This is a genomic window from Lysinibacillus sphaericus OT4b.31, assembly GCF_000392615.1.
GTDB classification, from domain to species: Bacteria; Bacillota; Bacilli; order Bacillales_A; family Planococcaceae; genus Lysinibacillus; species Lysinibacillus sphaericus_B.
The window spans coordinates 2,289,279-2,301,743 of record NZ_KB933398.1 but is presented as its reverse complement, the minus strand read 5'-3'; the positions used below and the strand labels follow the sequence as shown (position 1 = coordinate 2,301,743).

The window sequence follows — 12,465 nt, the reverse complement described above, 5'->3', positions numbered from 1 at the left end:
TCCTTGTCACATCCGATTGGGTGGTGCATAGCGTATCGCAATATTTTTCATTTGCGTGTAATTTCTCAATGCAACAAAGCCCTTTTCACGACCTATGCCGCTCTTCTTATAGCCTCCAAATGGCATTTGAATGCCGCCGGCTGCCCCATAATTATTGACAAACACTTGTCCAGCCTTGACACGACTTGCCACATAATGTGCCGTATCTAAATCCTTTGACCACACACCTGCCACTAATCCATAATCGGTACTGTTTGCTATAGCAATCGCTTCTTCAACCGTTGTAAAAGACAAAACGGTTAATACCGGCCCAAAAATTTCCTCCTGGGCAAGCGCATGGTTCGCATCTACACCATCCACAATCGTGGGCTCTATATAATAGCCGTTTTCATAGCCCGCAATCGTCAATGTTTCGCCACCTGTGATAACATAGCCATCGTCCTTCGCCTGTTGTAATAGGGCTGAAATCTTCGTATATTGGCGCTCATTTAATAGTGGACCCATATCGACATCCGCTTCACCCGGACCGACCGTTAATGCTTGGAATCTCTCGACTAACTGAGCGATAAACGGCTCTTTTGCACGCTCTTCAATGAGTAAGCGCGCGCCCGCTGAGCAAGTTTGCCCTGCATTTTGAACAATGGCTCGGAGTACCCCCTCCACTGCCTGTTCCATCGATGCATCTGCAAAGACAATGTTCGGTGATTTCCCGCCCAGCTCTAATGTCACAGGGACAATATTTTCGGCCGCTGCTTTCATCACAGCAATGCCGGTAGATACCGAGCCTGTAAAGGTAATATGATTAATATCAGGATGAGATGTTAAATATGGGCCGACATCACGCCCTAATCCCGTAATATGTTGGAAAATGCCTTTTGGCAATTTATCGGCAAACCATTCGGTCATGGCATGTGTCGTCAAAGGCGTATCTTCCGCACTCTTGACAATCACCGCATTGCCCGTGGCAATAGCCGCTGCCACACTTCTCGCTGTAATTTGAATCGGGTAGTTCCACGGCACGATATGTACAGTAATCCCTACCGGCTCTAACACGACCGCATTTAAAAGTCCATCCTCAATCGGAATCGTATCCCCCATAACCTTGTCCGCAGCGCCGCCGTAAAACTCAAAATAACGAGCAGCCGCTTCAATATCTGCACGTGCCTGTGTCAATGGTTTCCCCACATCACGGCACTCTAGCAAGCTCCATTCCTCTGCATGCAGGCGAATATAGCGCGCGCACTCTATGAGCAGTTGACCACGCTCAAACGCCCTCACCTGACGCCATTCTTCACTTTCAAACGCCAGACGTGCAGCTCTGACGGCCTCATCTACCTGTGCTTCACTGGCATTAATGATTTGCGCGAGGTCTTCACCAGTAGACGGATTCGTCACACGTAGTAAGTCTTCACCGTCTGCGTGTACCCACTCACCATTGATCAACATTGGAATTTTTTGCATCTTATCCCTCCTATAAGCCTCGGCCACCGTCAACATGTAAAGTCGTCCCTGTCACCATGCTCGCTGCATCTGATAATAAGTAACTAACTGCTCCTGCAATATCACTTGGATCAATTAAGCGTCCAAGAGGTACCGATTGCACAAAGACATCGTGCTTCGTTTGTTCCACATCTGCGCCATGTGCTGTAAATTGCGATAGCATCTGTGTATCGGCTGGCCCTGGATGAATCGTATTGACACGAATTTGATGGGCGGCAAGCTCAATGGCCATCCCTCTTGTAAAGCTTTCCGCCGCTCCTTTCGAAGCAATATATGCCTGCAAACCTGGACGAGGACGCACCGCAGAAATCGACGCAATCGTTACAATCGAGCCCTTTTTTCTCTTCTTCATATATGGCACAATCGCTTTCGTTGTAATAAATAAACTTTTGACATTCACGTCCATCAAACGATTCCATTCAGCCATTGAAACTTGCTCAATCGGTGTCGCCGCCTGTGCAATGCCCAGTGCATTGACGAGTCCATCTATACGTCCGTAGGTGTCATACACTTCCTTAAAGACTGCCTGAATGCGCTCCTCCTGTAATACATTTACTTCGTATGTTTGCAAATTTTCATGCGCGATCTCAGCAAGTGAGGCCACCGATAAATCTAGCCCCACGACCATATTGCCCTGTGCGAGCTGGTGTTGCAGGATAGCTTTCCCCATGCCTCCCCCAGCACCTGTCACAATCACAACTAGTTGCGCTACTGCCATACTACACACCCCCTATTGCTAGTTTCATTTTGGCAATTTCCTGACAAATCGCATCACCCATTTGAACGGTTGACGCCTGTCCGCCAATATCCGCTGTTTTGACAATGCCTTCTCTTAATACCGTTTCAATAGCAGTTACAATAAGCACCTCTGCGTCCGGTCTTCCAATATAGCCGAGCAATAAAGCAAGAGACCAAATTTGCGCGATTGGATTGGCAATCCCTTTTCCGGCAATATCCGGTGCTGAGCCATGCACAGGCTCAAACATAGATGGGAACTCTTTTTTGGGATTCAAGTTTGCGGATGGTGACAGCCCCAGTCCACCGACTATTGCAGACCCTAAATCTGATAAAATATCGCCAAATAGATTCGACGCAACGACCACCTGAAAATCCTGTGGTCGCTCCACGAAATAAGCCACCAAAGCATCAATATAAATAGATTCCAACGTTAACGCTGGTGAGGTTTGTGCAAGGATGTTTTTCGTATGCTCATCCCAAAACTTCATCGTATGGATAATAGCATTTGATTTTGTGGCACTCGTAATTTTCGACTTGCCATATTTATAAGCATAATCGCAGGCTGCTTGTACAATTTTTTCAATGCCTATGCGAGTCATAATCGTATTTTGAATCGTCATTTCTTGTGGTTGATTATGATAAATACGACCACCACTATTGGAATACTCGCCTTCCGCATTTTCTCGGAAAATAACAAAATCTATATCCTTACCGTTTGCAAGCGGTGAAGCAATACCCGGTAACGACTTAATCGGCCGGAAATTAACGTATTGTTGAAATTGTTTGCGAATCGGCATGATTAATTCCCATACCGTGACATCATCAGGTACACGCGCATCACCAATGGCACCGAACAATATTGCATCAAATCCCCTTAATGTGTCGAGGGCATCTTGTGGCATCATACAACCATGCTGCAGGTAATAATCCGAGCTCCATGGGAAAATAGTTGTTTCTATTTGTAATGATGAATCTCGCTCTTGGAGTTGGCTAAGAACTTTCAATGCTTCTTCCATTACTTCTTTGCCAATGCCATCACCTGGAATAACCGCGATTTTTATTGTATTGACCATCATGCATCACCTGCTAAAAATGTTAATGCCGCTAAACGATAAATCGCCGTTGTTTCAGCCAATTCTTCAATATCGACATACTCATCAATTTGATGTGGGATTTCACGATCACCAGCCCCAATTGTCACGATTGGTACACCATGCACATGGAGGAATGTACCATCCGTTGCCCCTGGGACACCGTTATAAATCGGCTCCTTTTCTGTCACTTGTGCCACTGCCTCGTAAATGGCCTGAACAACAGGCTCTTCTTTCGCCGTTGCGGTCGCTGGACGATTATCTAGCACTGTAAGCTCCGCCTTAAAATCAGCATCATCTGCTTGCAAACGTTTGATAATAGCCTCAATTTTCCCTAGTAGCTCATCATGATCCTGTGCCGGCACGGTCCGAATATCCAGCGTTGTCATACAGTGATCTGGAATGACATTAATTTGCGCATCTCCTTTCACAGGTGCTCGCAAAATTGTCGGCGTAATGGACGGCCAGTTTAACATCGGATCACGCCCTAGACGTGCCTGCTCTTCTTTTTCTAATTTTTCAAGCTCAACAATAAAGCGTGCCATTCGCCAGTTAGGATTTATACCACTCCAAGAAATGGCTCCATGCGCCATTTTGCCGAAAATATCTACCTTTAACCGAATGGCTCCCCGTTGTGCGATACAGACATTGTTTTCTTGCGGCTCACAAATAATAGCTCCGTCTACCCCATCAGCCCAGCCGTTTTTTATAAAGTGTTTAATGCCGAGCATTAACCCTTCTTCATCACACGGTATACACAAAACAATCTTGCCTGTAAATTCCTCCTGATCCAGTAACAACGACTGACAAGCTGTAATCATACATGCAAGATTTCCTTTTGTATCATTCGTGCCACGCCCATACATGCGGCCATCGATAATCTCCGCACCGAATGGATCATATGTCCACGCCTCACGATTTCCTTCTGTTACAACATCTGTATGTCCTTCAAATAACAAGGTCTTACCTGGTTTACCCGAATCGATAATACCAATCACATTCGGTCTTCCTGGTACAACTTCCTCCACATAGGTTTCAATGCCGATATCTCGTAAATACTGTGCTACAGTATTGGCTACTTCTTCCTCATTGCCATTTGGATTATTTTCACGAAATACACTGTCAATTCTTACGAGTTTCTGTGTTAAAGCAATGACCGTTTCACGATCACGCACATAGGATTCTGTTGTCTTTAAGCTTGTTACTGTCATTCATAGGCCCCCTTATTTAAAAGAATATTCAGAATTTATTTTATTTTAACATGGTGTATAGACCAATATATTAGACATTATGTTAATAAATCATAGAATCATATTAACTTTTTGTTTAACTGAAAATTGCTACTTTACGACGAAATATTCTACAAAACAATATATTTTACTTTAGAAAGAACTTTTTATAACGCCGGATTTTTTTAAAATCCTTAGGAACCTGAGCAATGATGCTCCTGACTCGAGCAGTTGTTATGACCACCCGAGCGTTGCTGCCCCTGACCTGAGCGGATTGCACTGCCTACCCGAGTGACTATTTTTGCCCAATAAAAAAACCAGCGACTCATGATTAGAGTGCTGATTTTTCCTTAAATATTATTGTTGACGAGATTGCGTCATTTGCTTCCATACAGAGCCTTTTGCTTCCTCACCCTGTTCTATACGAGCAATCGCCATCTTCACTTGGAGTTTTACTTCAAACTCTTTATCATCTTGCGCTGCTTTTAATGCTTGTAGCGATTTCTCTGTGCCCACTTCATATAAATACATAGCCGCGCGCCAACGAACGAGCTTATTTTTGTCCAGTAATGCTTGTTGCATCGCCTCTTCAAACTCGACTAAACCTAGGTCACTCATGCAATCTCCAGCAGTACGGCGCACCGCGGCACTTTTATCCTGCAAAGCTTTTTCCAAATACGGTACAACCGCAACATCTTCAAGCATGCCTAGGTAAACCGTTGCCAGGCGACGAATGGACATTTGTTCGTCTTGCAAGGCTAAATCTAACAATGGTAAATCGTCTAGTTCTGGATCAGCCATTTGGTCGAGTAATTGGAAACGTTTTTCCCATTCTGGTTGTTGAAACTGCTCCACAGAAATTTTTAACTTAGCAGGTTTTTGGTTAACTTTCTCTGCATCATTAATCGTTGCCACAATGTCAGCTAAACGTTCCGCTGAATAGGTCACATCGATTTCTTGCTTCACCGCTTCGGCAATTTCCTCAAGCTCCCCATAACGCACGCCATAGTCAATCCACTTACGCTGGAAAATGTAGTTTTCATCCACATCGGTTTCAATAATTTTATTGAAGGTTTCGACAAAGCGTTCCCCACTACTCACACGGTGTTCACGCTGATTATCAAAGACCTTTACTTGCAGTGGTACTTGTTTGTAAAACTGGACATGGACATACACCTCACCATAAAATTCATTGGCCACCTGTATGTCATTAGATTCTTGTACATCTTCACCTAACACTTGACGAATACTCGATAAAATACCTTCCCATGCGTACTTCGCATTGCGCTCGACCGCAAAGAAATCAGCTACATGATAAACGCCTTTAACGCCTTCAATAGCTAAAATAGCCGCTGCCTCGCCAGTGGCTTGGTCTTTATTGTCCTTTGTAAAGTTAAAGCTTTTACCAAACGGTAACTCCGTATCCACGATAATCTTCATAGAGTTAGGACTTGGTGTCGGTTCAATTGTCATAATCTTCATGTACTACACTCCTTATCCGTTTACGATTTCATCTAAGTACGACCATCTTTCAATCAGATGCTCATAGTGTGCATTTAGTTCTTCTAGTTTAGCCGTTAAGTTCTGTAGTTTCGTAAAATCAGCACCAGCGTTTGCGATGCCTTCCTCCGCTTCCATTATTGCTGTCTCTGTCTTTTCAATATCAACTGCAATGGTTTCCCATTCTTTTTGCTCTTTAAATGATAATTTTTTCTTCTCTGACTTCAGCTTTTCGGCTTTCGGTTTCTCGATTTTAGGAGCATCCACTTTGACAGTGGCTTGCTGCTCACGCTTCTGTAAGTATTCACTATAAATATCGAGTGACTCTTCTACATGACCCTTGCCATCTAAAATCCATAATTTCTTAGCAATCCGATCGAGGAAGAAGCGATCATGGGAAATGGTGATAACAACACCAGGGAAATGCTCAATGAAATCCTCTAACACCCCTAGTGTTTCAATATCTAAATCATTTGTAGGCTCATCCAGTAATAACACATTTGGTTGTTCCATTAATAACTTTAATAGATGCAGACGTTTACGTTCCCCACCAGATAGCTTCCCGATTGGTGTGCCATGCGCATGCAGTGGGAATAAGAACCGCTCAAGCATTTGGGCAGCCGAATAGCGTACACCCTCTGCATCTGTTATATCATTTGAAGCTTCACGAATATATTCAATCATGCGCTCGTTTTCATTCATTTTCGGTAAAGTTTGCTTGAAATGCGCCAGTTTCACTGTTGAGCCGACATGAATCTCTCCGGCATCTGGTGTAGTCTCACCCGCCAGCATATTGAGCAATGTTGATTTACCAACACCGTTTGCCCCAATGATACCGATACGATCGCCCTGCTGCAGTAAAAAAGCAAAGTTTTCTAGAATCTTTTGTGAGCCAAACGCTTTCGAAATGTTTTCGGCCTCTAATACTTTTCTGCCAAGACGAGTTGTAGCTAGACCCAATTCAAGGGAAACATCATCCGTCTTACGCTCTAAGTTATCCTCTAACTGCTCGAATCGTTGAATACGCGCCTTTTGCTTTGTTGAACGCGCCTTAGCCCCGCGACGAATCCATTTCAATTCCGAGCGGTAGCGGTTGCGGTCCTTTTGTGCGGAAGCCGCAGCCATTTCTTCACGAATGGCACGAGCCTCTAAAAAGTCTCCGTAATTCCCCGTATGACGATACAAGGTTTGATCTGCTATCTCATAAATATGTGTCGACAATTCATCTAAGAAATAACGATCATGGGTAATGAAAATGACAGCACCCTTTAAACGTAACACCATTTCCTGTAACCATTCAGTAGACTGTACATCTAAATGGTTGGTCGGCTCATCCAGTAAATAAAGATCGGCCGGTTCAATTAATACCTTCGCTAACGCGACACGCTTTTGTTGACCACCTGATAGCGTTAATACTTCCTTATCAAACATTTCAATGCCAAGCTTTGTTAACGCCGTTTTGGCAAGCGCATTGACATCCCACGCCTGCTCCTCATCCATCCGATGTTGTAAGCTAAACAAAGTTTTTTGCAAACTTTCAGATGTTGGATTTAATGCCAGTGCCGCAACGGTCTCCTCATATTCACGGTTGAGCTTTAAAATAGGTGAATCACCTGAAAACACTGCCTGTAGTACAGTTTCCCCGCTATTAAAAGTCGGCTCCTGCGGTAAACAGGCTACGCGGTATTTATTGGGGCGATCAATATCCATGGCATCCGCTTCGATTTGACCAGCTAAAATAGAAAGCAAGGTCGATTTACCCGTACCGTTGATGCCAATTAAACCTGCACGCTCTCCTTCATAAAGGGTAAACTCAATATTTTGAAAGAGCGTTTTATCGCCCACCGTTTTCGTTAAATTTTGTACGATTAAATGACTCATTACGTTTTTCCATCTCTTTCGTTTTAGGTGTTGTAAGTGTCCACACTACTTTTACATGTAAACATCTCTATCTATACTTTTATTGATATCCTTGTTTATCATAACATCAAACAAAAGGTAAACAAAGGACAACAAACTTTTCCTCATGTGTAAAGTAGATGTATCTTATAAACCCGTTGCTTTCCGCTGTGGCGGACGCTTTTCTCTGGCATGGCTTCAGTCTCCTCGTCGCTACGCTCCTGAGAGGCCTTTTGCTCATGCTATTCTTCGCAGAAGTCGCCGCCTGCGCTCCAATCAACTAGTGAATCCTATTCAAATGACAGCGAAAGAAGGTAAAAGACAGAATAAATCCAATCCACTTCCATGCGCAAGTTGTCCATTATTGGCTCCATGTACGACGAGTAAGGACCATCGGAAAATCATTGAACGTCATATTCAGGCGCATCATAAGGAAGAAGCCGATCATTTACGACATCAAAGTGACATGAACAAATCTATGCACGTTGAAAAGAAACGATTGAACGTGTATTTGCAGATGCGAAAGAAAAGCATGATATACGTTGGACAACATTACGAGGGATACAAAAATTGTTCATGCAAGCGATGGGCAAAGTCCAATAATGGCAGGAAATAGTTGCCCGTAGTGTACTACTGTCGTTAATAGGGGCTTCCTTACTTGGTACTACTATTTCTGATAAAATGTCAAAAGGTATTCGGAATGTTCACATTCCGAATACCTTTTGTTCGTCAATCTGGAGTTACCCTATTCACGGGTAGCTTTTCCATAGATTTTTATCTTTCGCAAGCCCATCCATCACCATCTCGGTCATGTTTTTTAGCATAAGCTGGGTGAGAAGAATCTACTCCGTTTGGATAATCCTTACGAAGTTCTGTACAATTTTTATATGTTGACTTACTTCCATTTGAAGTATTAGTGTTTGATGAGTTACTTGGTTTACTACTTGTTGTCGCATTCGGATTTTTTGAACTTAAATTAGAATCTACGACATAGCCCTCAGAAGAAGAAGTTGTAACGTATGACCACCCAGCGATCGTAGAGTGAACTGATACTTCTTCGTTTTTATCAAGTTCTCCTACATTAACTCCAGAAGGACTTGCAATATTTCTCACAACAAGGTTACTCGATACAACGTATTTAGTTGTTGGTTTCGTATTACTCATAAAGTTAGTAGCTGCATACCCAATTACATTTCCATACTGTACCAATGACAAGCCATCTCTAACTGATCCAAAATCTTTTATGACCATCTTATGTTGCAATGTTGCAACCGTCTTTCCTTTTAATGAAGGCGTTTCTTTTACAACTAAACCACTTTTAGAGCTAGCTATTTTAATAGTATATTGAGCATCTTCAAGTGCAGAACCACTAATATAACCATCTATGATTTTATCGTCGCTAGTTAGATATGTTATACGAGAAAATGAAACGTTATGATTCTCGCTAATTAAAGTAACAAAAGTGCCTTTCTCTACAGTACCCAGCACTTTGGAATTAGAATCTGGTTTTTCATATACCTTAGTTGAAGAATTAATAATTTTTACTTCTTTAAAAGTATTTGCGTCAGCTACATCAAATTTGAATGTAAATGCTAACAATAATGTCATGAATAGTACTAGTGTTTTAATTTTCATGTGTAAGTCTCCCTTAACTTTTTATTGTTTATTTTTCCCAAGCCCCTCCATCTCCATCACGCTCCATTTTCTTGTCGTAAGCTGGATGTGATGAATCAACACCGTTAGGATAAACTTTATTTAATTCTGTACAATTTTTAAAATATTCTTTCATAGGTGTAGGTACAGGTTCTGGCTGTGGGGGAGGTTCTGATGTATTAGTTTCTTTAAATGGTTCACAAGCCCATCCGTCGTTATCATCATCATGATTTGAATCATACGCAGTATGTCCAACTCTAACTCCATCAGGATATACTTTTCTTAACACAGTGCAATTTTTATAGGACTCTTTAACTGGTTCCGATACTGGTGGAACTTTTACAGGTGCATTTATTGAATAAGTGCTTCCATTTGTAGTTACAACGATTGTCCCATCCTGTGCTGTTGAATAAATTTTACTGCCTACCGCTTTCATGTTAGCTATGACCTCATCATATGGGTGCACATAGCTATTCCCTTTTCCATAACTTAAAATAGTAACTTCTGGCTTTACAGCTTTTAAAAAATAAGTTGAAGACTAGCGTTTAAACCATGATTTCCTGCATTTAAAATTTGAACATTTAATGTGTCGTACTCACTAACAAGCAGATGTTCAATCTCAGTACTAGCTTCAGCCATTAATAGAAACTCAACATCTTTGTATCCCGCATTTAAGACAATAGATGCATCATTTGTATCTGAAGCATTAGCATCCACATCAGGTTATTACTTGCTGGAACATCACTAAATTTTGTAGCACGCTGCGTACCATTTAATCCAACGGCTTTAGCCACCATTACGGTAACCTCTTCACGAGTGACAATATCTGATACTCCATATTTACTACTTTCGTTGATTACATTCTTGCTCAATAAATATGTAAAGTCATAGTAGTTTGAATGTGTTGATGGCACATCACTAAATATTTGTGCGGCCTCAGTTTTAACTGGTAAAGCCAAAGCAAGTCAAGATTGACCGTACTTTTTTTCATAATTTTTCCTCCTTCAAAATTATTATACATGAATTGTTGTAAATTGGTATAATTTCATTATATTAGAATCCGTTTATACGAGCTTGTGTGCTAAGCCTTAGTTTATTTTCTTTAAGATGGTAGTATTCTAAGATAGAGAAAGGTCGATACTTTTTCAATGAGGGCTGCTAAACGAATAAAGGAAAAAAAGGGGCTGTCCCAAAAGTAAAAACAACATGCTTAGAGGTATCCAATTATGCTATTTTTTGATGCAAAGGTAAAAACCCGCGTAGACTCCTGCGGGAAAGCAAGAGCCTGAGACCCAGCAGGGAGCATTAAGTGGAACAAAGACTAAAGTCGTCACGTCCTGTGACAACGCCTTCGTGACCAACATCCTGTTGCTGACGCTTCGCTTTCGCACATAAAACATTTGTAGCCCTGATGCGGCTCATACCTTGCCCGCGGAAAGCGAAGCGGATTTTTATCATATAAAAGAAAGTGTCATACTTTATTCACTTCAAATAATAACCTTTCCCCCCGTCTGTCCATGTGCATTCTGCCTTTTAGTTTGAACATGTTCAGCCATTTCAGTCTGCGCCTTTTTATTTGTTTCTTTGTTTGACGTTTATTCATACTATATCCTTCCTTTATGTTTCACTTCAATGAGCATCTTGTTTGTCATGTAGATGCCCGTTTCTTTCATCTAATCCTTCGCTCAAAATGCAAAAAGCATAAAATTGATAGCCATAGTAATGTCATAATAGATGTAGAAGCAACAGTATCTCTAAAACATACCTTACGTGTTGCGATATAATTTTTTGAGTTGTGCAACAATCATGATGCTTATGACTACAAGCAAAAACCAAGAACTGATTTTACTAAAATGTACAAGATTCCAAGAAACAGCTTGATTTGGATACTGCCATGCGCCAAAGAATGTCGCAATATTTTCGGCAATCCATATAAAAAAGCCAATCAAGAAAAAAGAGAAAATAATTGGCATCTTATATGTCGTTTTTCGCACTGTAAATTTCACATAAGTGCGAGCAAATACAATGAAAAGTAAGGTAGTTAACACCCAGCGAAAGTCATAAATAAAATGATGTGTAAAAAAATTCCCATAAATCATCACCCCTAGTGGAATGGTCCAATAATTTCTCGGCCAACAATACATCTGTAAATTAAATCTACGCCACGCTTGACAAATATAACTAGCAACACTTGCATACATAAAACCACTATATAATGGCACGCCAAAAACTTTTGTCATTGCTTCTTCTGGATATGCCCATGAATTAAAATTAACTTTATATATTTCTAACACTAGTCCAATCATATGAAATAATAATATAACCTTCATCTCATCTTTTGTTTCAAATTTGAATGTATACATTAAAAATTGAGCGATCAGACAAATAATTAGAATAAAGTCGTAACGTGATAACCCAGGTATATAAATAGACTTTGATAGCGCCAGTGTTATAAAAATGACCACAGGAAAAATACAAGATAATGATTGGTGGTAGGCAAAATAAAATAAATCTTTCATTATTTTCATATCTGCATGCTTAGTTTTGTACCTCGACAAACCCCTTCTTAGTTTTGTAACCATGTAAACTTCCTCCGAAATGACAATGTGTCTACTAAAAATCGTATAATACTTCACGTTTATGGCTTAATACGCGCTTGAAGAAAATTGGTATCTGCGAATGAGGGGGTCACCCCAGGACAGTTACTCCTCCCTCGCGCACGATTTTTATAATACAGATAATAACTACAAAAATAATTTTAGTCAATATTTTTTTATCGTAAAACAATAAAAAAGTATTGTTTTAAATAAATCACCTATTACTTTTTCACACAAATAAGCCAGGAACTCATAATA

At 41.1% G+C, this 12,465-nt stretch carries 10 protein-coding genes and 1 pseudogene; 1 reads left to right on the top strand and 10 read right to left on the bottom strand.

Going from position 1 to position 12,465, the window contains the following annotated elements:
• Window positions 1–6 precede the first annotated feature (6 nt).
• From H131_RS10450 to H131_RS10425, 6 genes are all read right to left on the bottom strand, one after another.
• Complete coding sequence (locus tag H131_RS10450; RefSeq protein WP_010859100.1) at window positions 7–1,461, bottom strand: aldehyde dehydrogenase family protein; 1,455 nt, start codon at window positions 1,459–1,461, stop codon at window positions 7–9.
• 10 nt (window positions 1,462–1,471) lie between these two features.
• Window positions 1,472–2,218 carry an SDR family NAD(P)-dependent oxidoreductase gene (locus H131_RS10445; protein WP_010859099.1) on the bottom strand — a complete coding sequence of 249 codons (747 nt, stop codon included), beginning with the start codon at window positions 2,216–2,218 and terminating at the stop codon, window positions 1,472–1,474.
• A gap of 1 nt (window position 2,219) precedes the next feature.
• Window positions 2,220–3,314, bottom strand: a complete 1,095-nt coding sequence (locus tag H131_RS10440) for a tartrate dehydrogenase (RefSeq protein ID WP_230491836.1) — start codon at window positions 3,312–3,314, stop codon at window positions 2,220–2,222.
• Entirely contained in the window at window positions 3,311–4,540 is a 1,230-nt protein-coding gene (locus H131_RS10435) for a M20 family metallopeptidase (RefSeq protein ID WP_010859097.1), read from the bottom strand. The genes H131_RS10440 and H131_RS10435 overlap by 4 nt, the downstream gene beginning before the upstream one ends.
• 375 nt (window positions 4,541–4,915) lie before the next feature.
• The gene (locus tag H131_RS10430; RefSeq protein WP_010859096.1) at window positions 4,916–6,040 is read right to left on the bottom strand and encodes a conserved virulence factor C family protein; all 1,125 of its coding nucleotides are present in this window, start codon (window positions 6,038–6,040) and stop codon (window positions 4,916–4,918) included.
• 12 nt (window positions 6,041–6,052) lie between these two features.
• Window positions 6,053–7,939 carry an ABC-F family ATP-binding cassette domain-containing protein gene (locus H131_RS10425; protein ID WP_010859095.1) on the bottom strand — a complete coding sequence of 629 codons (1,887 nt, stop codon included), beginning with the start codon at window positions 7,937–7,939 and terminating at the stop codon, window positions 6,053–6,055.
• A gap of 319 nt (window positions 7,940–8,258) precedes the next feature.
• On the opposite strand from H131_RS10425, the pseudogene H131_RS25340 reads away from it, so the two are divergent.
• Window positions 8,259–8,560: pseudogene (locus H131_RS25340) on the top strand (transposase); the annotation flags it as partial.
• A gap of 171 nt (window positions 8,561–8,731) precedes the next feature.
• On the opposite strand, the gene H131_RS26135 reads toward H131_RS25340, so the two are convergent.
• The 4 genes from H131_RS26135 to H131_RS10405 all read right to left on the bottom strand — a co-directional run bounded on the left by H131_RS26135 (window position 8,732) and on the right by H131_RS10405 (window position 12,138).
• A complete protein-coding gene (locus H131_RS26135; protein ID WP_010859093.1) occupies window positions 8,732–9,592 on the bottom strand; it encodes an SH3 domain-containing protein in 861 nt (286 codons plus the stop codon).
• Window positions 9,593–9,620: 28 nt separating this feature from the next.
• Window positions 9,621–10,046, bottom strand: coding sequence for an excalibur calcium-binding domain-containing protein (locus H131_RS26130; protein ID WP_010859092.1), 426 nt, complete (start codon window positions 10,044–10,046; stop codon window positions 9,621–9,623).
• Between the two features lie 235 nt (window positions 10,047–10,281).
• Window positions 10,282–10,407 (bottom strand): hypothetical protein, encoded by a 126-nt coding sequence (locus H131_RS25855; protein WP_268890999.1) that lies wholly within the window; start codon window positions 10,405–10,407, stop codon window positions 10,282–10,284.
• Window positions 10,408–11,376: 969 nt separating this feature from the next.
• On the bottom strand, window positions 11,377–12,138 hold the full coding sequence (locus H131_RS10405) for a DUF817 domain-containing protein (RefSeq protein WP_036131331.1): 762 nt from the start codon (window positions 12,136–12,138) through the stop codon (window positions 11,377–11,379).
• Window positions 12,139–12,465 lie beyond the last annotated feature (327 nt).

Excerpts from the sequence above, each read along its gene's own strand:
- H131_RS10450 (WP_010859100.1), bottom strand. The coding sequence starts at position 1,461 with ATGCAAAAAATTCCAATGTTGATCAATGGTGAGTGGGTACACGCAGAC.
- H131_RS10445 (WP_010859099.1), bottom strand. The coding sequence starts at position 2,218 with ATGGCAGTAGCGCAACTAGTTGTGATTGTGACAGGTGCTGGGGGAGGC.
- H131_RS10440 (WP_230491836.1), bottom strand. The coding sequence starts at position 3,314 with ATGATGGTCAATACAATAAAAATCGCGGTTATTCCAGGTGATGGCATT.
- H131_RS10435 (WP_010859097.1), bottom strand. The coding sequence starts at position 4,540 with ATGACAGTAACAAGCTTAAAGACAACAGAATCCTATGTGCGTGATCGT.
- H131_RS10430 (WP_010859096.1), bottom strand. The coding sequence starts at position 6,040 with ATGAAGATTATGACAATTGAACCGACACCAAGTCCTAACTCTATGAAG.
- H131_RS10425 (WP_010859095.1), bottom strand. The coding sequence starts at position 7,939 with ATGAGTCATTTAATCGTACAAAATTTAACGAAAACGGTGGGCGATAAA.
- H131_RS26135 (WP_010859093.1), bottom strand. The coding sequence starts at position 9,592 with ATGAAAATTAAAACACTAGTACTATTCATGACATTATTGTTAGCATTT.
- H131_RS26130 (WP_010859092.1), bottom strand. The coding sequence starts at position 10,046 with ATGAAAGCGGTAGGCAGTAAAATTTATTCAACAGCACAGGATGGGACA.
- H131_RS25855 (WP_268890999.1), bottom strand. The coding sequence starts at position 10,407 with ATGGTGGCTAAAGCCGTTGGATTAAATGGTACGCAGCGTGCTACAAAA.
- H131_RS10405 (WP_036131331.1), bottom strand. The coding sequence starts at position 12,138 with ATGAAAATAATGAAAGATTTATTTTATTTTGCCTACCACCAATCATTA.